17 protein-coding genes are annotated in these 23,149 nt (G+C 51.0%); 11 read left to right on the top strand and 6 right to left on the bottom strand.

The annotated features are described in order from the left end of the window. Nucleotides 1-15: 15 nt before the first annotated feature. On the top strand, nucleotides 16-7,326 hold the full coding sequence (locus AC1DWB_RS09785; protein ID WP_477540864.1) for a carboxypeptidase regulatory-like domain-containing protein: 7,311 nt from the start codon (nucleotides 16-18) through the stop codon (nucleotides 7,324-7,326). Between the two features lie 248 nt (nucleotides 7,327-7,574). On the opposite strand, the gene AC1DWB_RS09790 is transcribed toward AC1DWB_RS09785, so the two are convergent. Continuing rightward, nucleotides 7,575-7,841 carry a transposase gene (locus AC1DWB_RS09790; RefSeq protein ID WP_477540865.1) on the bottom strand — a complete coding sequence of 89 codons (267 nt, stop codon included), beginning with the start codon at nucleotides 7,839-7,841 and terminating at the stop codon, nucleotides 7,575-7,577. A 147-nt stretch (nucleotides 7,842-7,988) separates the two neighbouring features. Between AC1DWB_RS09790 and AC1DWB_RS09795 the strand changes: the two genes are divergently transcribed. The 4 genes from AC1DWB_RS09795 (at nucleotide 7,989) to AC1DWB_RS09810 (ending at nucleotide 11,942) form a co-directional block, all read left to right on the top strand. Further along, nucleotides 7,989-8,444, top strand: a complete 456-nt coding sequence (locus AC1DWB_RS09795; protein WP_477540866.1) for a DUF2269 family protein — start codon at nucleotides 7,989-7,991, stop codon at nucleotides 8,442-8,444. Nucleotides 8,445-8,628: 184 nt separating this feature from the next. Next, nucleotides 8,629-10,137: a CAP-associated domain-containing protein gene (locus tag AC1DWB_RS09800; protein WP_477540867.1), complete on the top strand. Its 1,509-nt coding sequence runs from the start codon at nucleotides 8,629-8,631 to the stop codon at nucleotides 10,135-10,137. 97 nt (nucleotides 10,138-10,234) lie between these two features. Then, on the top strand, nucleotides 10,235-10,456 hold the full coding sequence (locus tag AC1DWB_RS09805; protein WP_477540868.1) for a hypothetical protein: 222 nt from the start codon (nucleotides 10,235-10,237) through the stop codon (nucleotides 10,454-10,456). A 259-nt stretch (nucleotides 10,457-10,715) separates the two neighbouring features. After that, nucleotides 10,716-11,942, top strand: a complete 1,227-nt coding sequence (locus AC1DWB_RS09810) for an NAD(P)/FAD-dependent oxidoreductase (RefSeq protein ID WP_477540869.1) — start codon at nucleotides 10,716-10,718, stop codon at nucleotides 11,940-11,942. A gap of 2 nt (nucleotides 11,943-11,944) precedes the next feature. On the opposite strand, the gene AC1DWB_RS09815 is transcribed toward AC1DWB_RS09810, so the two are convergent. After that, nucleotides 11,945-12,679, bottom strand: a complete 735-nt coding sequence (locus tag AC1DWB_RS09815) for a 3D domain-containing protein (RefSeq protein ID WP_477540870.1) — start codon at nucleotides 12,677-12,679, stop codon at nucleotides 11,945-11,947. 579 nt (nucleotides 12,680-13,258) lie between these two features. Continuing rightward, nucleotides 13,259-13,909, bottom strand: coding sequence for a molybdate ABC transporter permease subunit (gene modB, locus AC1DWB_RS09820; protein WP_477540871.1), 651 nt, complete (start codon nucleotides 13,907-13,909; stop codon nucleotides 13,259-13,261). 353 nt (nucleotides 13,910-14,262) lie between these two features. On the opposite strand from modB, the gene AC1DWB_RS09825 reads away from it, so the two are divergent. Further along, entirely contained in the window at nucleotides 14,263-15,264 is a 1,002-nt protein-coding gene (locus AC1DWB_RS09825) for a radical SAM/SPASM domain-containing protein (protein WP_477540872.1), read from the top strand. Between the two features lie 72 nt (nucleotides 15,265-15,336). Here the strand turns inward: AC1DWB_RS09825 and AC1DWB_RS09830 are convergent, their stop codons facing one another. Then, entirely contained in the window at nucleotides 15,337-16,551 is a 1,215-nt protein-coding gene (locus tag AC1DWB_RS09830; protein WP_477540873.1) for a threonine synthase, read from the bottom strand. Between the two features lie 194 nt (nucleotides 16,552-16,745). Between AC1DWB_RS09830 and panD the strand changes: the two genes are divergently transcribed. Then, nucleotides 16,746-17,156 (top strand): aspartate 1-decarboxylase, encoded by a 411-nt coding sequence (gene panD / locus AC1DWB_RS09835; protein ID WP_477540874.1) that lies wholly within the window; start codon nucleotides 16,746-16,748, stop codon nucleotides 17,154-17,156. A gap of 337 nt (nucleotides 17,157-17,493) precedes the next feature. Here the strand turns inward: panD and AC1DWB_RS09840 are convergent, their stop codons facing one another. Further along, nucleotides 17,494-18,018, bottom strand: a complete 525-nt coding sequence (locus AC1DWB_RS09840) for an NUDIX domain-containing protein (RefSeq protein WP_477540875.1) — start codon at nucleotides 18,016-18,018, stop codon at nucleotides 17,494-17,496. 150 nt (nucleotides 18,019-18,168) lie between these two features. Here AC1DWB_RS09840 and AC1DWB_RS09845 point away from each other — a divergent pair, with 150 nt between their 5' ends. Both AC1DWB_RS09845 and AC1DWB_RS09850 read left to right on the top strand, forming a co-directional pair. After that, nucleotides 18,169-19,230, top strand: a complete 1,062-nt coding sequence (locus AC1DWB_RS09845) for a hypothetical protein (protein ID WP_477540876.1) — start codon at nucleotides 18,169-18,171, stop codon at nucleotides 19,228-19,230. Nucleotides 19,231-19,346: 116 nt separating this feature from the next. Continuing rightward, nucleotides 19,347-20,591, top strand: a complete 1,245-nt coding sequence (locus AC1DWB_RS09850; protein WP_477540895.1) for an MFS transporter — start codon at nucleotides 19,347-19,349, stop codon at nucleotides 20,589-20,591. A 109-nt stretch (nucleotides 20,592-20,700) separates the two neighbouring features. Here the strand turns inward: AC1DWB_RS09850 and AC1DWB_RS09855 are convergent, their stop codons facing one another. Next, nucleotides 20,701-21,483 (bottom strand): 3'-5' exonuclease, encoded by a 783-nt coding sequence (locus AC1DWB_RS09855; RefSeq protein WP_477540877.1) that lies wholly within the window; start codon nucleotides 21,481-21,483, stop codon nucleotides 20,701-20,703. A gap of 180 nt (nucleotides 21,484-21,663) precedes the next feature. Here AC1DWB_RS09855 and AC1DWB_RS09860 point away from each other — a divergent pair, with 180 nt between their 5' ends. Together AC1DWB_RS09860 and AC1DWB_RS09865 are read left to right on the top strand one after the other, a co-directional pair. Next, nucleotides 21,664-22,413, top strand: a complete 750-nt coding sequence (locus AC1DWB_RS09860) for a WecB/TagA/CpsF family glycosyltransferase (protein ID WP_477540878.1) — start codon at nucleotides 21,664-21,666, stop codon at nucleotides 22,411-22,413. 6 nt (nucleotides 22,414-22,419) lie between these two features. Next, nucleotides 22,420-23,082 carry a dioxygenase family protein gene (locus AC1DWB_RS09865; RefSeq protein ID WP_477540879.1) on the top strand — a complete coding sequence of 221 codons (663 nt, stop codon included), beginning with the start codon at nucleotides 22,420-22,422 and terminating at the stop codon, nucleotides 23,080-23,082. The last annotated feature ends 67 nt before the right edge of the window (nucleotides 23,083-23,149 follow it).

A 23,149-nucleotide genomic window follows, 5' to 3' on the forward strand; every position in this document is an offset into this window, starting at 1 on the left:
GAGGAATGACACAGAATGAGTAAGACGGTATCACTTCGATGGTTACAGCTCACGCTTGCGGTTATGTTGCTGTTTGGCGGCAGCCTGCCGGCGTTTGCGGAAACCCAGAATCTGAACGGCATACAAGCGGCCGTGGAGGATGAGACAGGACAGGCGCTGAACCAGGCGCAGGTAGTGCTCTATGAATATCAATATGTAAACTACACAGGACAGGAAGAGGGGCGTATAATAAGCCCATCCCAAACGTACCGTACGTCCGTGAAGAACGGCAAGTTCTTTATTCCCAATGCTTATTTGTTGAAGGGGAATAAGTATGATCTGGTCGTCAAGGGAACTTCGCCTTCCTCCAATAAGGAAATTGTGTATCATTACAGCTTTACAGGCGGAGACATTTCTGCTTTGAATTTTTCGAAGGATCAATTGAAGGCGCTGACATTTACGCACAATCAATCCGATGCTTCAGGTGATTTCGTACTCGTGGCTAAAAATGCATATGGGTATTCTACACCTTATGGGAATGATTACTATTCCAGCTATTCTTACTTCAAATCTAAATTCGACGCTGTAACCAAGTCTGTATCGGTCCTGATGGCATCGAACGTAGAATTGGAGGCCTATGCGTTTCTTAACGACATTCTAACCCATAAGACCTACACGCTGAGGAAGTCCGTCGCAACACAAGCCTTCAGTGGTCAATCTGTGCCTATGGATGACGATCTAGTGAAGGTCTCCCATCCTGGCGTTACCCCATTCGGCGGTTATGTGGCTATTGGAGTAGGGACTTTGAGTGCTATACATGCGGGTACGGAGGCGTATGTAAGCCGAGGACTTAAAGGGATTGCGTATTTTGGGGTAACTGACGCGGATTGGTCATATAGTTTCTTCCGAGACAATGTGACTTTTACCGAAGATACCTATTTGCAGTTTGAAAAACAATTTCAAGGCTCTCCCCAATTCGTGAAAGGCTACAATAGCCAAACACAAACGGAAGAAATCCAGATCAGACCCAACTTCAAAGATTCTTTAGGCAATATTTTATCTCGTGTAGACAGAGTCGCTGATCAGCAGCCCGCATTATTCGAATATGAACTTATCGATAAAAACGGCAAGAGTAATAAACTCCAGTCGACCAGTTTAATAGGTATTCCTTTTGGCAAGTTTCCGCCGGGACAGTACCGATTGAAGTTAGTAAGTACGAATATTCCCAGCACAACGGTGTCCTTGGAGCTCGATCAGTCCATTGGGGCAGAGGCGAGCGTCCAGAAAACCATCCCAATAGAAGTACCGCAAGGGTACACGCTCACTAACATCGCTAATGCTGCCATATGGGTTCAGGATCCGTCTGGCGCGCATCCCATATATACATCAGCGAATAATTCAGCATTGAATATCGACATCAAATCCATTACGCCAACCCAGCAATACGCCCTGTTTGTTGCAGCTAGCCTGATGGATTCCAATAACAGACCGGTTACATATATCGTCAATCAATCGTATACGGGCCAGCAGTTGTTGAACATGCAGCAAGTGCCTGTGGAAGAGAAACTGGTAAAAAGCGAAATCTCCACACAGGGCAGCAGGGTTCAAAAGATTCCGCAACTTGTAGGAAAAACGAGCAGTAGAACGTTGCAAGCCGATTTCACATGGTGGACGCAACTCATGAGCTCGCCTACGGGGCCTTCCAAAGCGTATTTACTAAGCGAACCCGGTAGTTATGAGCTCAGACTTGGCGGAACAGACCTTGAAGGAAATGGATATAATTACTCGAAGCAAGTCTCCATTCCGGATCAACCAGCCTTCTCAGTCCATTTTGAAGATCTGAACGATCAATTGGTTCCCGTCGAGTTGAAAAATAACGGCAATCTGGTACCGTTCAATGGCTTTTACATCCGAAGCAGCGGTATCGATCAATATGTCATTGGGGAGGGAGGATTTAATTTCAATCAATCCTTTAACCGGATCTACACGACACCAGGAACGTATAACATTCACTATATGATCGAGCAGACCAAGCCGAATGAGACGCCCTGGTATTACGAGCTGGAGAGCGGCTTCAGCAGTATTCAAGCTCCAACTGTATTCTCATATACTGGCGTAATCGGGGAACCGGTCTTAAACGAAATTCAGCAATATAAGGTTCCGAACAGCCCGATTTACACCTCTATCGCTCCTGAACCTAACGTCGGTGGCGGTGGCGGTGGAGGTGGAGGAGGACCTGTTGGAGGATTTGCGAATCAAGTAGTGTTGTTCACTTCCGCCACTGCGAAGAGCGGAGATCTGAGGTTTCTCCGCGCTTATGTTGCCAGAGACAACGGATTCAACCTCAGCTCGCGGGCGCAGGAAGTGATCCAGCCGTATGAGGGCGTATTTAATCAATTTGTTTATTTACAGGGTACGGCTACATTAACCCGAGAAGACGGTACGATGGCTGCAACACGCAGTATACAGGAGTTGGGCAATATCTCTGTCAACTTTGGTGACCAGGCCGGCAACTACCTGCTCAACCTCAATTACCCGATCGGGCCTAAGGAAGCGCTCACGATCTCCAAGCCTGTTACGATTGGAGACCCTAACTCGCCTCCAGGCAAACCGGCACCAGTAGCCGCTTTTGCAGGCCTTGGGCTCAAGCTGACCTGGTCGGCTATATCCGGCGCATCCTATTATGATGTGTATGCGGCGGAGCAGGGCCAGGCGTTGGTGAAAATTAAAGGCAATGTAACGGGAACCTCCTACACATATGCGGAAGCCAAGGCAGGCAAGACCTATGATCTCAAGGTCGTAGCGGTCAATAGTAAAGGGAGCACGGAATCCGAAACGATTCATTTTACCGTACCTGAATTTGCGGTATCGCAGCTGACAGTGGCAACATCGGCCATCGAAAGCTCCGCGGGACTACTGAAAATTGGCGGCAATCTGCCTATTGAGCTCGCTGCTTCTACTGGAGCTGGTATTAGCGCCAAGGCGGTAGTGTCCTATAAGAAGCTGAATAGCGAGGAGTTAAAGACCGAGGAGGTTGCCCTCCAGCTCGATCAAGGCAAATATACCGGGACATTCCAGGTCAAAGAGGGTATGACAAAGATCGCAGCTGTCCGAGCCTACCTCGTGAAAGAGGGGACCGACATCAAATCGGAGGAGAAGCAGGTCGATTTGAATAAAAATGTTGGTGCAACCTTGACTGGTACAATCAAGCAGCGCAACGAAGCGGTCACAGGCAATCCGGTAGTGGAAATGATCATCGACGGTCGTTACATGCGAGTCGTAGCCGATCCAAGCGGTAGCTTCACCGCAGCGGGATTGCCTAAAGGCACGGCCATCATTCATGTAATCGGCTCGGATCGTTATACCAATGTAATATCGGGAATTACAACAGAGTTCGGGAGTACGCAGGCCGGTATTGTGATTAACTTGCTGACGCTGCAAAATGTGAAGCTCCGGCTGCTGGAGCAAGGGACGGATCTGGCGGTAGCCCAATCGCTGCGCGTCTCGATCTCAGGCCCGGCAAGCAAAGAAGGCTATGTTGGGCAGGACGGTTACTTTGTGACTTATTCCGGAGTCTCGGAGCTCAAGCGATTAAACCCGGGTACCTATACCATCTCGGTTAGGGGTGAGGGTCTGTATGATTCTTTGACCAGCACATTCACTGTCAACGAGACTACCGATTACTTGGGGAATCCGATAGTTGTTCATGTGAATAAGAAAACCAAGGAAATCGCCAATGTCACGTTAAAAGTGTTCATGCCCGAAGGCACCCAAACGAACCAGCTTGAATCCTATTACTTGCATAGCTCGTCTGCGTCTAATGCATTCGGCTGGGAGGCAGGCAACCTGTCCGGTTACAATCAACATCTGACGGTATCGGAACGGGTGTATGCGCCGTATCCGCATCCTGGACAGGGAGCAGTTTCGGTTACCCAGCATGTATATGGCTATTACGGCACGCTGACGCTGCCGAGTATTGCCGCTGCGCCTGATTATACGGTCAACGTATCCGTACCTGGCTTCCAACGCGTGTACCTGTCGCAAGTATCCATTGTCACGGGTACTCCAACGCTGGAGGTGGCTTTACAGCCTGCGGTCTTCTATACAGGACGGATCGTGGATACGACTGGCAAGCCGATTGCCGGCGCAGAAGTGTCGGCAAGTGCGGGAGGCACATATGCCTATGCGCGTACCGATGCGGACGGCAACTATAAGCTGGATCGCCTGGCCGAATCGAATTTATTGCAAGTCCATGTACAAGCAATCGGATTCACGGGGTATAACGGAACGCAACCAGTCACAGATCATCAGGTCCCAGTGATTGCCCTGGAGAATGATCATTTTATTCATGGTATCGTTGTTGATAAAGAGAGCAAACCGCTCAAACATGTGTCTGTGTACGCGAGCGGCAGTCATACCGGCGGATGGGCAAGAACCGATGCCGATGGATATTTCAAAATCCGGGGATTGGTTGCGGGCACGTATACGTTTACAGCGAATCTCTATGGGTATCCGTCCGTCACGAAGAATCTCGCGACAAGTGCAGAACAACAGTCGATCGTGCTTCAATCGCAGGGCGGATCATTCTCGGGTGCTGGTAACAGCTTTACTCCGTCTGTAACGACGGTCGTCTATGGAAAAGATGTCACCTATCGTTTGAATTATAAGAACAACGGGACATCTCCAGCTGGCAACACCGTATGGAATTTCGAACTGCCTTCCAGTGTGAAGTTGGTGGATGGGTCTGTAGAATGGGGTGGCAAGACGGTGAATGTGGCCGTAGCCGGATCGCTGCTTCAAGTATCGACCGGTGATGTGGCTGCAGGGGATAGCGGCTCGATCAGTTTCAAGGTGAGCGTTGAGCGTGCAGACGACGCCACGATCCGAACGATCGCTTACCCGGTCATTAATGGGCATCAAGAAGAACCTACACAGATCGCAACGACTAGTGTATTGTACGTCACTTTGAACGCTCCGGCGGTTACCGGGGACAAGAAGATCAAAGTGTACGGTACGACCAAGCCGGGCTCCATCGTGGAAATTTTTTCTGGAGCTATCAGCCTGGGGCGTGTGACTGCGGAAGGCCGTTGGTGGTATGCAGATGTTGTGCTGCCAGCAGCTGCGGATGCAGCGGAGGCCGAGTTCCGTCTCACTGCACAAGTTATAGAGAATAATCATAGCCAATCTTCGGAAGCGGCAACCGTGAAGTATAAGGCCGGCGTGGCGGGAATCGATGAAGTCACGATTACAGCAGGCTGGAACGTAGATGTGAAGCTGAATCCAAAAGTTTCGGTAGCTACGTTCGCGATTACGGAGAAAACGCCGATTGAAACGAAAGTCATGTTCAAAGAAGCCATGGACGAAGCTTCTATCGCCTTCCTCGGCAGTAAGATCACTCTTACCAAGTCGGCAGACGGCAAAACCTTCACAGGTAGAGTGCCGTATGGCTGGAGCTCGTACGGGGAGCAGATGCTGACGCTCACATACGTGAAGAATGGCGTGGCCGTCACGGTACCGCTGATGGAAGTCATTGTACTGATCGACCCTTCGGGATATGTATTCGAAGGAAGCCTGGATAACCGCTTGCCGGGCGTCACAGCAGTCGTGCAGCGATATCAAGGGAATACGAGTCAATGGTCTACCTGGGATGCTGACAATTATGGTCAAATCAACCCGCAAACCACCGATGTCGAAGGCCGATACGGCTGGGATGTCCTGCAAGGCAATTGGCGCGTATTGTTTAATAAAGAGGGCTATGTAGACTACACGTCCCGTACGGTGGTCGTACCTCCTGCAGAAACACAGCTGAACGTGCCGCTAGTACGTACGACGGCACCGAAGATCGATTCTATTACACCGGCAGACCGGTCGCAGGATGTGGGTGTCAGCTCGTCTATCGACATTGTCTTCGATCGTCCAATGGCAGAGACCGGCATGAACGGCGATGTGATAAGGCTTGTGAAGGTGCAGGGAGGCGTGGAGACGGCAGTCGACGTGACGTTCGTGTACCAGCATATGAAAGGCTACAAGGAAGACGTCTCTCTGAGGAATGCTCAACTGCTGGACAGCAACAACCAAAGCGGTTGGTTCATCGAAGATGATTCCATACAATTAACCAAGAAGCTGACGTTGAAACCGACAACAGCACTCGCCAAGGGCACGACATACAAAGTAATCGTCAAAGGCAATTTGTTCGATTACAGCGGCAGTAACGTGCTGAATGCTGACTCGAGTTATACGTTTACTACTGCTGCAACTACAATTACTCCAACGTCTCCTCCAGCAGGTGGTGGTGGTGGTGGCGGCGGATCTTCCGTCTTAGCGAATGAAGCGGAGCTGGATTTCGTCGTCCTGTCCAATTCGGCAGTGAACAATGAAGTCAGTGTGACGCTTACAACTAAGCAGGATACACTAGTCGTGAAGGGCAACGTATGGAAGGCGATTCAATCCAAAGGCTATACCGTGAAGCTGCAGCATAAGGACGCAGTCGTAACGATTCCGTCTCAAGCCTTTACATTAAAAGAAGATGAGACACTGGTGCTGAGTTTGTTGCCGACAACTGTGTCCTATCCATCCGGTTATACGGCTTCCAGCCAAGTGCTCCAAGTAGGGATAGCCAAGCAAAAGAATGGGCAAAAAGTGGAGCTTACGGCTACCCAGCCGCTTGAACTGAGGCTGGCAGCAACTCCTTCGAACGAACCTGAGTTGATCGGAGCGTATGCGATCGTGGACGGGAAGCCGCAATACCTAGGCAGAGCCATTGATATCGCGATCACTGCATCAGGAACTTTCGGCTTGGCGCAATTCGAGCGTCCATTCACAGATGTGGGTCAACACTGGGCAAAGCAAGACATTCGCTACCTGGTGTCGCACCATATCGTGGACGGAGTGACGGATACGGCGTTTGAACCATCGGGTACTACGACTCGCGGACAAATTGCCAAACTATTCGCTGAAATGCTTCAATTGAAAAAAACGGACGCAAAGACCTCCTTCATGGACGTGCCAGCGGACGCTTGGTATGCGGATGCTGTAGGCGCTGTCGAGAAGGCAGGGATTTTCCAGGGTGCAGACGGACTATTCCGTCCGGACGCGGCAATCAGTCGCCAAGAGCTCGCACTCGTGATTTCGCGTCTGGTGAAAACGGATGCTAAGGCGAGTAACGAAAAAGGATTCGCAGATCAAGAACAAATCGCTGATTGGGCGCAGGCTGGTGTCCGTACAGCCGTGAAGCTGGGCATCATCCAAGGGGACGATGCAGGGAACTTCCTGCCGGCAGCTAACGCGACCCGTGCGGAAGCGGCGGCCATGATTCACCGTTTGATTAAGGCGTTGGATAAACAATAATATAAGGGCTGATCTGCCGGCGGTGAAGAACCCGCTAGCCGATCAGCTCTTTTTTCTACACAGATAAGAAAGTTTAAGTTCATTCCTTCCTTTTGATATCTTTATCGACGCCTTTGGGACCTAATAAGTTTCGAATAGTACACACGATGCTATGCTGGAAACTGAAAAAGCCCGGCAGCATGAGATGCTTCCGGGATCATTACTGCTTACTCTTGCTCACGATGGCGCGTACTCTTGCACGATCACTCTTATTTGTCGCCCCGGTCCACATGCTTTCTTGGTGAATCTTGCTTGCTATGTTCGGGTACGAGTCGGTTCATATGGGGGTGCTCGGTCTCACTTGTCGTGAGATCCACTTCATAGCGGACCAACTCCCACGCTGTAGTGCCAAGAGTAGGGTCGGCGTCGAACACGTCACCTCGTCGGAAATACTGTTCCCGGCCCCATTCATTCGAATAGACGCCGTCAACTTCAACCGGTTCCCCGGTGATAGGATTCATGGATGGCTCTGTCATCGTTGCTGCTCCTCCTTCGCGGTAAATTCTTTATTAATATTCCCCATTTTTTTTATTCCAAAGGAGGAAATTTATCCCGGGTTTCGAATACATATTAGTTGAAATAGGACCCAAAGTCCTAGTTATCATAGAGGAGGAAAGCGGTTCATGAAATTTTTAGTTCTTATCCACGTGTTATCTGCTATCATCGGCGTCGGTCCGACCTTTTTCTCGCATGTCTTGTACCGAAAGAGCCAGACAGTCAACGAATTACGCCAATCGGTGAAGCTGGCAGGTTGGTTGGAATTTTTCCCGAAAATTGGTGGGACGATTGCGGTATTGTCCGGGTTGTTGCTCATCTGGATCGGGGAGTACGGTAAAATCACCCAACTGTGGCTGCTTGGATCGATTGTGCTGTATGTGTTGATTCAAATTGTAGTTATTGCTTTTGCGACACCGCCAGCGAAACAGTTAAACAAGTGGCTTCAGGACCCAGCGAATCGTTCGATCCAAGAAACACTGCCGGAAGAGCCGAAGAAGCTGCTAAGTAAAGTGAATGGCTTGTTCTATGTGGCGTCTGGTATGGGCACGTTGTTGTTCATCTTTATGATAGTGCAGTCTTAATACATATAACTTACATGCGTCAGACAGCCGTTAGGCAGTCTGGCGTTTTTGATGTTGGGGCGGTACGCGCCCACTACGAGCAGACAGGAAAAGGATCATCCCGTGTCGAATAAGTGGATCAGGACTCGACGAAGACAACAATGCGGCTAACTCGAACAATGTGGCCGATGGGGAGGTTTAGGAGATGAAAGTTCAATGGATGATGGCCCGAACAGGGATGCTCCTCGGATTGCTTCTGCTCGGTAGCACGAATATAGGAATTGAGGCGGGGGCGGCTTCTGTACCGCAGCAAGCGATGTCTATAGCAGCAGCCGTGCCAACAGCCGGAGTGACTAAGGCAGCAGGCTTCACGGATATGACCAATCATTGGGCGCAGGAAGCGGTAGCTTGGGGCGTCTCACAAAGTATCGTGAATGGCTACGACGATGGAGGGTTCCACCCGGACCAGAAGGTGACGGAAGCTGAGTTTCTGGCGATGCTGCTGCGTGCGTTCCCGGTAACGAATACGGGCTACGCAGAATCGCTTACCCCTTGGTATGGCGCCTACTTCACATATGCTGCGGGGCAGAACTGGCCTGTCGAACCAGCATTGGCCAACGAGCCTTACTTGCGCGGCGAAGCGGCAAGGCTGATAGCCGCCACACAAGGCCAACAGTTGGAGATGGACAAGTCGATTGAGTACTTGCTGCGGCATGAGCTGGCACAAGGCAAGACGGCCTCGACCGTGGACGGATTCGGGAAGAATGACACCTTGACACGAGCGGAATCGTTACAATTCATACGCAACCTGGTAAGCAAGCAATTGACGTTGTCGATGGCACCAGCCATCAGTCACAAGATAGCCCCCTTCAGCTTACGCGGCGTCGTCATCGGAGATTTCGAGAGTGCGGTTATTTCCAAGCTTGGCCAGCCCCAACGAAAGGATGCTAGTGAATACGCCTTCCAATGGTATGTCTACAATACGGACTATAGCAATTATGTCCAGGTCGGGATCAAGGACGGCCAGGTGGTGGCCTTGTTCTCCAACGCGGCTAATTGGAACACCGATAAAGGAATTCAGTCTGGCAGTACGCATGCAGCGTTGGTTGCCGCTTATGGGGAGCCCATGACCTACATGCTGAAGGGCAACACACGATTATCGCTGTCCAACATCGAGCAAGTGCCGACTTACGAGTGGGATGGCAATTATGTTACTTTCTTCAACGATCTTCATGAAGACAGCAGGGTGACTGCGATGCAGGTGATCCGCAAGGATGTGGAGAACACGAAACCGGGCTTCTATGGGGCGCCTAGTGAAGAGCTTCGAATGGCGTACGAGAAAGAGCTGCTAGATCTGGCGAATGTAGTTCGTGTTCGAAGCGGCAAACGGGCCTTCACTTGGGATGAGAAGATCGCCGGAACGGCACGCAAACACAGTAAGGATATGGCCGATAACGATTATTTCGATCACACGAATCCAGCCGGGAAAGACCCGTTTGCACGCATGAGAGACGATCAGATCCCTTATGGCCGTGCTGCTGAGAATATCGCTGCAGGCCAGACGAGCGCTATATTCGCCCATAGTGGCTGGATGAATTCCTTCGATGGTCATCGGGAAGCGATTCTCGGTGATACGTTACGTCTTGGAGTTGGCGTGTACTTCGGCGGCAGTATGAAAATCTACTATACGCAAAATTTCTACACACCCCGGTGAACAACCCGCTTGGAATAATGCAGTAAACTTCAGCGGTGGTGAATTTGGCGCTAATGAGATAAACTACAAAGTATTGAATAGTGGATGAGGTGATCGTATGACAGAAGAAATAAAAAACGGCGCAAGTAACGTCGAGGGTGAGACAATAGAGCCCAAGAAAATCTCGCTCGCAGACGCTATGAAGAAGAAGCTAGCGGAGAAGAAGCTGGCCCAGAGCAATCAGAATCAGAAGCAGAAACATGAGTTAAGCGGCAATCAGTCGATGAAGAGCCAGCTGACGAAGAAGCCGAACAATCAGAAAAAACGAACTGGCGTCTAGCGGTTGCGGCACCTGCGATCACGAGCAGACCATTAGCCCATGCTTCACTATCTCACTCAGCGAACCTGACCGGTATTTTCATTTTCCGGTCGGTTTTTTTCTGTTCATGAACTGGACTTTCGTGTGTTGTATTGTTCAGATAGGCGGATTGCGATCTCCTACCGTTCCAGCAGGTGGATAATATAGCGGAATACGGGAACCCTTTTAGAATGAAAAAATGAACGGGCTCAAGATCTGGATGGAGGGTTGACGCAGCGCAATGAACTTGTATTCAGGACAATCACTCTGGAAATCAACATGGCCGCACGTGCGGCAGTACCCAACTCTAGAGGAGGATATCCAATGCGATGTGCTAGTCATAGGGGCAGGGGACTCTGGAGCGCTGATCTCATATAAGCTTACGGAACAAGGGATTCGTACGGTATTAGTAGACAAACGTGCGATTGGACATGGAAGCTCCTTGGCCAGTACCGGGCTCTTGCAGTTCACCAGTGACAAATCACTTACTTCTTGCATCCACACGTTCGGCGTAGAACGAGGAGTGCGCTTTTACCGGCTAGGTCAGGAAGCGGTTGAGGCGATCTGCAACATAAGCACGCAGCTTGTGTACAGCCCGGATTGTATCCGTCGGGACTGCTTGTATTATGCGAGCAGCCCGGAAGACGTCCCGGGGTTGCAGGAGGAATACGAGACGCTGAAGCGCCACGGCTTCCCGGTTCAATATTGGGATGGAGGTACGCTGGCTAAGCATTTCTCCTTCACCAAATCCGGCGCCATCTACATGCAGGGAGATGCGGAGATCAATCCGTACAAGTTCGTCAATGCGCTGGTCCAGAACTCACATGAGCGGGGTTTGCGTGTATATGCCCATACCGAAATTCATGGTCACAGGCAGGAGCAAGGAGGTCTGGTCTTCTTCGCGGGCAAGCACCGTATTCGAGCTAGGCACGCCATCTATGCAACTGGCTACGAGACGCAGGAAATCAAGCGTAACTCGAATGTGAAGATGAGCAGCGCTTTCGTAATGGTGACGCCCCCGATTCCGGACTTCAGCGGTTGGCATAATCGTTGTCTAATCTGGGAGACGGCTAGGCCGTATCTGTATATGCGCACAACAGCCGATAATCGGATCATCGTGGGTGGATTGGACGAGAACACGACACGGGTCGAGGAGCGGGAGCGGATGCTGTCACGCAAGAAGGAACGGCTGCTCGAAGAGGTGAGCAAGCTGTTCCCTGATCTACCCAGCCTGAGTGTGGAATACGCCTGGACGGCGGCGTTCGGCAGCACCCATGACGGCTTGCCGATGATCGGTACGCAGGAGTCATACCCGAACTGCTTCTTCATACTCGGCTATGGCGGCAATGGGACCGTGTACAGCATGGTAGCTGCACAGATTATCTCGGATTGGATCGTGAAGGGGAGCAGTCCGGATGCGGAGTTGTTCCGCATCGACCGGCCTACCCGTTCCTTCACAGTTCACTAAATCTAAGCGGCTAGTACATAGACAATCACATTCTTCTTCACACCGAATTCCCGGGCTTGTCTGAGATCGTTCATGAAGACGTCGATTCTGGCGCCGCGGATGGCCGACCCGGTATCTTCGGCTGTGCGTACGCCAATCCCGTCGATGAACACAGTTGCGCCGATCGGAATTACGCCTGGATCGACCGCGATCGTGCGGCCTTCCGTGGCGCTGCTGCCGCTATAAGTCGTGCCGTAGCCGGGATCGGACGGACGTTTGCCAGTTGATTCCACACCGGCGGTATAGGCAGTAAGGGTGGACATGATGACCCGGCTAACGACGGGGGAGCTGCCGGTCGGCAGATTCACGTCAATCAACTTCCCGGGAATGTGCAGCTCTTGACCGATCTTAAGCGAGCGAGGATCGTGGATGGCGTTGACCGCAACGAGATCATTCACCGTGACTTCGAACGTTCTAGCAATGTTGTATAACGTGTCGCCTGCATTCACTTGATAGAGTAGAGGCTGAGGCACGGATTCGGGTGCAGGCTCAGGTACTGATACTGCATCTTCCTGGACGGGACAATATATATACATCTCAGCAGGATACAAGGGATCGCATGTGTAATAACCGTTCATCCCAGAGTTGAACGTGGCTTCATAGGCAGTAGCGCGATTAACAGAAGTGTATCCAAGTGTAACCGTAACGAGACTCAACACAACGAGTAACTTTCCAACTATTCCATTCAGACGGTACATAATTATGGGGCCTCCTATCGATTGTTGCTAGATTGTGAGCACGATTGCTAGTACTAGAATGACCACTTGTTCGCTTTTCTAAACCTATTGGATGGAAATAGTGCTAATATCAAATAACCCCCACCTTGTGAAGGGTGGGGGTTCCGTTTTGCGTTTTGAGGGCAAAGGCTCCGCGATTATTAAAGTACACCATAAATCACAATCATCTGGACACATCAATACGGGAATCGTTTCTACTTGTTTTGATGATGTATATCGGCTTAATAAAAATGACCTCTCTCTTGGTTCATCCACCCGCTCTAAAATAGTAGTGAACGGACACCAGAGACCTTATTTGCTATTTATGCCTTAGTTGCACGATCCTTACGGACCCAGCAGCCCTTATTTCATACAATTTCATACGATAAGGCTCCATTACAGGCAAATAAGGGATCCTGTGTCCGATAGGAAGCGATTCGACTCTAAAATCAACAAATAAGAGCTTCTGTGTCCGTTAGGGCTAAGCCTAAACACGTCAACCATTTGGTACATCATTTTTAATGGTGATGGGTCCACGGTGTACTGTCTACTGCTGCCTAGTTATCTTCGCGTGCGAGCCATATACATCATGGCAAATGACAAGACGACCACCGTAGCCGTCCACCACCAGGCGAGCGACATGTTGCCAGATTCAACCGCTATATAGATGGCCGTGGGGATCGTCTGCGTTTTCCCCGGAATGTTCCCGGCAATCATAAGCGTCGCGCCGAACTCTCCTAAGCCTCTGGCGAGCCCCAGGATATAGGCGGTTAGCAAGGACCTGGCGGCGAGGGGAAGTGTAATCCAGCGCAACACTTGCCATTCGTTCGCGCCACTAGATCTTGCTGCATTGGCATAATCCGGATTAATGGAGGCGAATCCCGTCTTCATCGTCTGGTACACAAGCGGAAATGAAACGACGACCGCCGCAATGATGCCCGCCCACCAAGAGAAGATGATCGGTCTGTCCAACCACCACTCCGCGAAACGCCCGATCCAGCTGCGCCGGCCCAACAGCACAAGAAGAAGGAAGCCGACAACCGTTGGCGGAAGGACGAGCGGCAGCATGAACAACGTCTCCAGAAAGGTCATCCCAATGAACTGCCTCCGCGACATCCACCAGGCTATCCCCGTTCCCAGTAACAGCACCAGTACGCTGGCCAACACACTTATTCGAACCGAGAGCAAGATGGGGGCCATAAACGATGACATTCAGAGCCTTCCTTTTCAGCAAAAGATAGTATGACACCATTATACATGATTAGACCTATTCCGCGTTAGCCAATGTGACAAGACATCTGGAGATGGATCTGGTTCCGATGGAGTAGCCGCTGCCTACCTTGAAGGGACACACAAACGCGGGTGATTTCATTCTGTAGGAGGATGGTCGTTTTATTCGCCATTTTCTTACAATATTCGATCATATTCTACATAATTTGCAAAATGATTACGGGATAAGATCGTTTTCTTAGACCATGAGAAGTTAGGGAATCGTCCTCATGCCGGAATAATCTTCCAACTAGTATGCTCATCATAGAAGCAATCACTTGGATAGGAGCGTTACGATGACGATGGACGAGCAGCAATTCACTGAGACGAGCCCCGAAGGACATGTACGAATCCAAGAGTTGGTGTTCGTTTTGACTCGGCAATGCAACGCTTTGTGCGACATATGCTGCAATGACGACGGACCCACCAAGCAAGGTGTAATCGATCAGGCGTTCGTTGGTGAGTGGATTGAAGATTTCGCGGAATATGTGCCTTACTGCCGGACGGCAGGTTTCACAGGCGGCGAGGTATTTCTCCGTTATCCAGAGATGCTGAACATCCATGGACACTTGAACGAGTTCGGCTTCAAGACGTCGATCACAACAAACGGTTTCTGGGGGAAGGAGCCTGACGTTGCAAGAATACAGCTGAAGGAATTGATAGAGCTGGGGTTGGTTGGAATCACCGTCTCCATGGACGAAAGTCATGCGGTCTGGGTCAATCCCGAGCATGCGGCCATGGCGGCCAAACTGGCTCTGGAAGCTGGTCTTGCGGTAACCGTGTCGAGCAATTACATGAGTTCTGGCAAGAGCGCCAAGCAATATTTCGAACAGGAATGGCATCCGTTCATTACTTGGGACGAGAACTACTATGTGCTGCCTGTCGGACGGGCCAAATCGCTTCCGCGGTTGGTGAACACCCGCATACCAGCAGACAACGAGCTATACTGCCCGCGTGTACAGATGGTCATTCAACCGAATGGCGATGTCGACCCTTGCTGCTCGGTGTGTCTGGATGACGGCGTGTTCGTGGTCGGTAATTTGTACCAACAGACGATGCCGGAAGTGCTGGTTAACATGCTGAGCGATGTCTATTTGAAGGTCATCATGCATCAAGGCTTGCTGGAGTTGGAAGAAATCGTGCAGCAATTCCACCCGGAGTGGAGGTTGCCTCCCCGTGATCACTCGGTCTGTCATATGTGCAACTCGCTGCGGTCCAGTACAGACTTCTGGATGGTCGAGGACGCGATGCGGCAGTACGGGATGACCCTGCTGCTCGATAACATGTTGGTTTCCTAGAAGTGCTCAGCTCGAATACCCCCTGAAGGCCTGGATGATGAGGTAATCGGGGGGTATTCGTCATAGCCTAGCCTATAAGGCAGGGAGCCAAAGCTTCAGTTCGGCGTAGTCATGCACAGTAGGTGGTTCCGGAAATGGCTTCCATGACAAATATTTGTCAGCATGGGATGTATGGAACAAGACGACTGATTCCTTGGAGCCAATCCAGCCTTTCCTGCGTAAATGGATGACTCCCGCCAGTGTTGCAGCTCCTTCCGGAGAGGAGGAGATGCCTTCCAAGCCGAATCTTCGAACAGCTTCGGCGATTTCCAGGGCGGATACGGCAATGGCGGTACCGTGGGTCTGCCTGAGTATCGTTGTGATCAGATCGCCATCGGGAGGGTTCGGTACGCGTAAACCTGTCGGACTGGAACTGATCGGCTCCGGCGTGGGACGGACAACTTCTCCGCTGCGGAAGGCGTCGACGATCGGCGTACAGCCTTGTTCCTGCACGCTAACAAGTCGCGGCATCTCGTCTTTGACCCAGCCGAGTGCACGCAGCTCCTGGAACGCTTTCCATAAGGCGATGATGCCCGATCCGCCACCGGTAGGGTACACGATGACATCCGGCAGCCTCCAATCCAGCTGTTCGGCCAGTTCGAGTCCCATCGTTTTTTTGCCTTCTATGCGACCCGGTTCCCGCAAAGTCCCCGCATTGAACCACCCCTGCTCCGTTTTGCCAGCTTCAATAATAGCCCCGGCGTCATGAATCAGTCCTTCTACTTGGAACGTGAATGCTCCGTATCTCAGGCATTCTTCTATTATGATGCCGGGACAGTCCCGGGGGACGATAACGACAGCTTGCATGCCTGCTCGGGCCGCATAAGCAGCCATGGCTGAGGCTGCGTTGCCATTGGATGGAACTGCTACACGGCTGATCCCATGCTCGTGCAGCAGGGATATGGTCGAAGAGAACCCTCTCGCCTTGAAGCTTCCAGTCGGATTCTGCTCTTCCCGCTTCACATATAACTGTCTAATCTCGAGCTCACTCTCCAGCCGGGGAAATCGAATGAGCGGCGTCCAGCCTTCGCCAAGCGATACGATCGATTGTTCATCCTTCAAGGGTAGTAGCTCCAAGTATCGCCACATGGATGCTGCCCGTTCCTTCAGTGTCTGTGGAGAGAGCGTGTGTGTCACCCGTTCCAGATCATATTCCACAAGCAGAGTGCCACCGCATTGGCAGCGTCCCTTCAACTCAAACTCCATCGTCTTCTGACAGCGCGAACATCGCAACTGGAATCTGTCCATCGTCAACCTCCGTGTCGTCTATAGGTCGGTTTCTTGCCGATAGGTTGTTATTCGTAATAACATACACAAATAGTACCGTGCGGGAACGGCCTCAGCCTAGATTCGGCAGACAGTCGGGCGTATGCCCAGAAACAATAGGCGATGCTTTCATAGAATGGGATAGTAGCTGGAAATGCGGATAGGAGGCTAGAACATTGCAGAGATGGATGTGCAAAGGTAAGATACACCGGGCGACCGTAACAGAAGCCAGATTGGATTATGTGGGCAGCATCACCATCGATTCGCTTCTGATGCGTCATGCGAACATTCAAGCATACGAGATGGTGCAGATCACCAGCCTGCGCAATGCTACTCGCTGGAAGACGTATGCCATCCCGGCGCCTGCTGGCTCGGGCCAGATCTGCTTGAACGGGCCACCGGCTCACTTGTTTGCTCCGGGGGATATTGTTATCATTCTGAGCATGGGTATGTTTCAAGAGGAGGAGCTTGCAGCCTTGAAGCCGAGTGTCGTCTTCGTTGACGAGTTGAACCAGGTGACGAGCGTGGAGGTTCACGATCTTGTAATCGAGCGGCAGGACGCGGCGTTGGAGTCGGGCGAGGGGTAGGTTGTGGAAACGCCGCGTTAGTCGCGCTTGAGAGCAGCGGCGATGCGACAGTAGCGCGGAAATTAAGGCTGTCGATTAACTGTTGATAGAGGCTAGGACGGCCGTTCCAAGTGAAAAAGGACCCTTAAGCTTTACCCCACAAAGTGAAGATAAGCTTCGGAGCATATTCCGAGTACTTTGYGGGGACCCCGGGTGCTCAGACATCTTGTTTGAACCTCATTGATTATATAAGGGATCCAGTGGTAGGAGGTTCAAGCCAAAACTCGCCAGGGTCCTCTTTTTCACTCTCCACTCCTCTTGTTCACAGTCAATCGACAGCCTTTTTTTCGCGCGCCAACTACACCACACCTACCCCATATTCCCGCACCGTCTTGTCCAACGTAATCTTGGCGGCATCATCCCATACAGCGCTATGCTCGAATGTACCCGGCTGGAAGAACAAAGGAAACCTCAGCTTGAACCAGTCCTGCATCGGCAGATCAAGTGCCTTGTCCCTCTCCACCCACAGCAGTTCCCCTTCAGGCGGATTTTCTAGTAGCTCTCCCGTAAATGTTGTCGCAAGATAATTGAACACCATGTATCGCAACCCTTGCTTCGGATCACAAAATTCACTAAGGCCTTTATATATAATGTCTTTGACCAGAAGCCCGGTTTCTTCCTGAACTTCGCGGATGGCGCCATTCACGATGCTCTCGGGGAAATCTACTTTTCCACCTGGAGCTATGTAACCTGGAAACCCTTTCTGATCCGGTCTATTCACGAGCAGCACGCGGCTGCCGTCTTGTACCATGCACATTGTTAACAGCTTGTAAGTAATCGTTCCCGACAACACACTCACTCCAATCCAGTAGTCCGTTTCCATACAGCAAGCTTGCCCACCGATCTGGAACACGTTCATTGTACATGATAACGAGGCATATTGTCAGGACAGCAGGAGCTATTCTTTTGCCGAGATTGCGGGAATTTAGAGGAATTTTGTGGAAAAAGTCGAATTTACATGAGGATCGGTCGAATGAACCGGGGAGAAGGGGAAGTGGGAACTATGCTGGCTTCTTTGCGTATATTAGACCAGGGCATGTTATGTCGACTGGATCTAATCAGCGTATACTTAGGCATCGCTTACTCCATCGTGAACAAAATCATCCTGCATCAGACATCCACCACGAGTACTCTGTTCATGGTGGCCATTGGCTTGCTCACCTATTTGGCGAAGCGTCGGGAAAAAGTCGTCTACGCGGCAGCAGCGTACGCTCTATTGTCCATTGTTGTTGCCTCCTGGCTGCATCATCGGCTAGACTTCGTCTATCATAGCTACTATGTGTTGATCCCGATTGCGATGTTCGTGGTAGTGATGCTGATGGAATGGCAAACCTCCTGGATCACCGGCATGTTGCTGGGACTTTGGGGCTTGCTAGCGGTACTGAGCTACGGGGAACGCGGGCTGTACGGCATCGAACAATTCGATACGATTCGGAGTCAGATGCCGCTCTTGCTGCTGGGGGGCTTGCTCGTATACCTGATTTCCCGGAGTACGATCTATGCATACAGCGGTGAACGAGTGGACAAGCTGGATTTCATCTTGATCTTACTTGCTATCGGGTACGGCTGGTCCGTATGGACACAACCCGGTGAACCGGTCTTGCTCGCTGTGCTGTATACAGCATTTGCTGTGTTCACGGCATACGCTAAGGCAGGCAGCAGCAGGTGGACGGCTCCGACTGCTTATGCCCTGTTCGCTCTAATCGTCTGTCTGAAGCTTAAGCAAGCGTTTGCGATGGACAGCCTGTATCTGATCATTCTGATGCCTATGGCCATGTTCGGTTTATCGCTTGTATTCTCGTTCCGCACGTATTTGATAACAGGGGTAGCGCTCGGGTATTGGCTGGCTGTTCTGTTCCTGAACATTCGTGCTGATGCCACCGGTATCCCTGAACAGATACGTCATTTGTTCAGCTACGACACGTCGATGGAGGCGCTCAGCGGGGTATGGTGGATGGTCGTACTGGCCATACTGATCGTCCATCCTAGCTGGTTCAAGTTCATTCGTCGAGCCGTACGCAGTGTATCCCGATAAATGATTATACTTAATTTGACTCTTGTCTGGTGCGTTCCGATCCTGTAAAGTAAGGAGTCTCAGTTTGAGTATAGTAAGGAGGAATTATAGTGTCATCCCAAGCTTCATCGCCCTCCATGGGGCAGTTTTTCAGAAATCGCTTTATTCAGTCGATCCTTTTGTCAGGGCTATTCCTGCAGATTGGTATTTGGGTACGCAACTACTCCATTCTTCTGTTCGTGATGKAGCAGACGAATGAAGATCCGTTCGCGGTTTCGATGATCTCGGTGGCGGAATTCGCGCCGATCTTCATCTTCTCCTTCATCGGAGGCACATTCGCCGACAGGTGGCGTCCGAAGCGTACGATGGTGTGGTGTGACATCCTGAGTGCTGTATCAATCTTCGCCGTCATGCTGGCGTTGTTCCTCGGTACTTGGAAAGTCGTGTTCTTTGCCACATTAATCTCGGCGATCCTATCCCAATTCTCGCAACCATCAGGTATGAAATTGTTCAAGATCCACGTCCCTGCCGAGCAAGTGCAGATGGGGATGTCGATTTACCAAACGATGTTCGCCTTGTTCATGATTCTCGGACCCATTCTGGGTACGTTCGTGTACCAGTCATTCGGCATCGAAGTGGCGATTGGTATTATGGGAGTCGCCTTTCTGCTCTCGGCTGCCGTCCTGTCATTTCTTCCTGCAGATCCAAAGCAAGAAACGACCCAATCGTCTACGACTGTCAGACAAGAGATGGTAGCGGGCTTCCGGTATGTTCTCTCCAGTAAAATCTTGTCCAACCTGGGGGGCTGCTTCGCCGCCGCGGGATTAGCTCTTGGGCTGGTTCAACCGCTTACCGTATTTCTAGTGACCGAGCGACTCGGGCTGGCCAAAGAAAACTTGCAGTGGCTTATGATGGCTAACGGAGTTGCTATGATTATAGGTGGTGCGTTGACGATGGGACTCGCCAGGAAGGCCAGTCCGCAGAAGCTGCTCATTCTTGGCATGACCGTCAGCGCCGTCGGACTCTTGATATGCGGCCTGTCTACGAACTTGTATCTTACACTTGGTGCCGAGTTCTTGAGCGGACTTGTTATGCCGTGCATTCAGATCGGAATCAATACGATGATTTTGCAAAATACCGAGGAGTCTTTCGTGGGACGAGTGAACGGGATATTGAACCCGCTGTTCATGGGAGCGATGGTTGTAACGATGACCTTATCCGGTCTGCTGAAGCAAGCATTCTCGATTGTGATCATGTACGAAGCAGCCACCGTGTTATTCCTGCTCGGGGTAATCTTCATCGTACCCTTGCTGCGGCTACCAGCCAGCTCAATCCAGACGTCAGCACCTTCAATTTCAGGAGTGGAAAGCGAAGGACAATGACCTATTCCAAGTCGGAATTGGTGGCAGTCGATATGTCCACGTGTCAATGATAAGTATTCATACAAACGGCGAACGATCCATATGTCATGGACAGTTCGCCGTTTGTGTTCTATTGGGCCGTGTTGATCCCATCTTTAGCCGATTGCTGCTTGGCCATCTCGGACTCGAAATATAGCTGCAGCTCCAGCACTTTTCGCGGATCGTCAAGCGCGACCTTGTCTTTGAAATAATGCTCCATGATCAGCTCCCATTGCGGGACTACCTTCTGTGCGGTCATCGCCTTGATCGCCGTCTTGACCATTCTACGTTCCTTAGCATTGGAGTACATGTCCTTGTATTGTTGGGTATACTCGAAGTCCAGCTCATGGAATATAGCCCGGAATACTTGCGCTGTCATCCGCGCGTCATCCAATGCCCGGTGAGCGGTTCCCTCCGCTTCCAGCTGAAGATCGAGCAGAGCGGAGTCGACACTGACATCGTTCGTTACTTTCTTGTACCGCAGGAACCCTTTCAACAAATCGAAATAATCCGCAGCCATCCAGTAGGCGTCGTCCAACTTATGCATCCGCGTATCCAGCACGATGCGCTTCAGATCCTCGCCGCCCCAAGTGACCAATACGTTCTGTTCACTGCGATCCAGCCATTGGATGAACTCCTTGATCACCTTAACGAATCCTTCGGCTTGATCGATTGATTCTTGAGGGATTCCGGTTTTTTTCTTGATAAAGCTATTCAGTTTGGAGAAATAAACGGGTTTGATAAATGCCTCGAATTCATCGATCTGCCGCAGCTCAGCGTCCAACCGGACGGCTCCGATCTCAATCACTTCCATCGGTTTATCACTAGCGAACTTGCGGCCGTTAAATTCGATATCCAATATTATATAATTCATGTTAGCCCCCTGATCTGATAAATCACGCTTTCCATTGTACCATAGTTGGGGTTCCAAAATGAGAATGGCAATAGTTGGGGAAAGAGTCATAAATGTAAGTTTTCTATATATGGCATGTCAACGTCCAATGATATAATAGAATCAATACATACACAGGCAAGATTGAATGGAGCAACTACCATGGACAATCAAACGACGATATTAGGGGTGCCTTTCTCCAAACGCACATTACAGGAGACCACCCTTCACCTTACCGAACATATAGAGAGCGATCGACACAAGTTGTTTCACCTGATTACGGCTAATCCGGAGATCGTGATTGTCAGTCAATCCGATGAGCAACTCAGAGCCATTATTCAGGAAGCGGACATGATTACGCCGGACGGAATAGGTGTGGTGATCGCTTCGCGTTGGAGAGGGGATCGTATCCCGGAGCGGGTTACCGGGTATGACCTGGTGCTTCAGTTGCTGGAGCGTGGGAATAGGAGTGCGTGGCGATTTTACTTGCTGGGAACGGATGAAGAGACGAACCGTCGAACGGCAGAGATCATTGCGACTCGTTATCCGAATGTGCAGATCGTGGGTAGGCATCACGGTTTCTACACCGAGCTGGAGGAGAAGTCGATCTTGGCTGAGCTGGAGCAGGCGAAGCCGGATGTGCTGTTCGTCGCGATGGGAGCCCCATACTCGGACAAATGGATTCATAAGCACAAGACGGCACTGGCTTCGGTTAAAGTCGCGTTTGGTGTCGGAGGCAGTCTGGACGTCATCGCAGGCAAGGTGAAGCGAGCGCCGCTGATCTGGCAAAAGCTGAACTTGGAATGGTTGTACCGATTATTCACCGTTCCGGTAGCCAAAGGTCAGAAATCACGCTGGAGGAGACAGTCGGCCCTGCCGAAGTTTATTTATCGAGCCATGATAAGGAGATGAGGTCCAATGAACGAGAGACGCCTGACACGGAGGATGTTCCTGAAATCCAGTCTGCTCGTAACCGCAACGGCGTTATTGGCAGCGTGCAACATCAGTGTTCTCGGTCAAAAGAAAGACAGTACCCCGACCACGACGCCTGAACCAACTGGACCTTTACCGACTAAGACGGCGACGTTGGCGCCAACTCCCACATGCGGACCCGACCACGAGCCTTCACCTGCGCTGACGGAAGGACCGTATTTCACGCCGAATTCCCCGGAACGTAGTTCTTTGATGGAGAAAGGAATGAAGGGTGTGAAGCTTGTCCTAACCGGAGCGGTGCTTACTACGGACTGCAAGCCGATCAAGCATGCATTGCTGGATTTCTGGCAGGCGAATCACGATGGGGAGTATGACAATAAGGGATATGTGCTTCGAGGGCATCAGTATACGGATGAACAGGGTAATTATGCGCTGGAGACCATCGTACCAGGCTTATATCCCGGCCGTACGCGCCATCTGCATGTGAAGGTTCAGGCTCCCGATCAGAAGATCTTGACTACCCAGTTGTTCTTTCCCAATGAGCCAGGTAACGCCAAGGACAGGATATTCGATAAGGCTCTTGTCATGAATGTGAAGGACCAGACTGATAGCAGTAAGGCCGCAACCTTTCAATTTGTTGTAAAATAAAGGGTAATGATTGGCTATTGAACCTGACCGAGGACCGGTCAGGTTCTTTCAGTTGAACAATTAACCT

The organism is Paenibacillus sp. P4_E11, from assembly GCF_056401635.1.

Coding starts and splice junctions, on each gene's coding strand:
- AC1DWB_RS09785 (WP_477540864.1), top strand. CDS start 16: ATGAGTAAGACGGTATCACTTCGATGGTTACAGCTCACGCTTGCGGTT.
- AC1DWB_RS09790 (WP_477540865.1), bottom strand. CDS start 7,841: ATGACAGAGCCATCCATGAATCCTATCACCGGGGAACCGGTTGAAGTT.
- AC1DWB_RS09795 (WP_477540866.1), top strand. CDS start 7,989: ATGAAATTTTTAGTTCTTATCCACGTGTTATCTGCTATCATCGGCGTC.
- AC1DWB_RS09800 (WP_477540867.1), top strand. CDS start 8,629: ATGAAAGTTCAATGGATGATGGCCCGAACAGGGATGCTCCTCGGATTG.
- AC1DWB_RS09805 (WP_477540868.1), top strand. CDS start 10,235: ATGACAGAAGAAATAAAAAACGGCGCAAGTAACGTCGAGGGTGAGACA.
- AC1DWB_RS09810 (WP_477540869.1), top strand. CDS start 10,716: ATGAACTTGTATTCAGGACAATCACTCTGGAAATCAACATGGCCGCAC.
- AC1DWB_RS09815 (WP_477540870.1), bottom strand. CDS start 12,679: ATGTACCGTCTGAATGGAATAGTTGGAAAGTTACTCGTTGTGTTGAGT.
- modB (WP_477540871.1), bottom strand. CDS start 13,909: ATGTCATCGTTTATGGCCCCCATCTTGCTCTCGGTTCGAATAAGTGTG.
- AC1DWB_RS09825 (WP_477540872.1), top strand. CDS start 14,263: ATGACGATGGACGAGCAGCAATTCACTGAGACGAGCCCCGAAGGACAT.
- AC1DWB_RS09830 (WP_477540873.1), bottom strand. CDS start 16,551: ATGGACAGATTCCAGTTGCGATGTTCGCGCTGTCAGAAGACGATGGAG.
- AC1DWB_RS09840 (WP_477540875.1), bottom strand. CDS start 18,018: ATGGAAACGGACTACTGGATTGGAGTGAGTGTGTTGTCGGGAACGATT.
- AC1DWB_RS09845 (WP_477540876.1), top strand. CDS start 18,169: ATGAACCGGGGAGAAGGGGAAGTGGGAACTATGCTGGCTTCTTTGCGT.
- AC1DWB_RS09855 (WP_477540877.1), bottom strand. CDS start 21,483: ATGAATTATATAATATTGGATATCGAATTTAACGGCCGCAAGTTCGCT.
- AC1DWB_RS09860 (WP_477540878.1), top strand. CDS start 21,664: ATGGACAATCAAACGACGATATTAGGGGTGCCTTTCTCCAAACGCACA.
- AC1DWB_RS09865 (WP_477540879.1), top strand. CDS start 22,420: ATGAACGAGAGACGCCTGACACGGAGGATGTTCCTGAAATCCAGTCTG.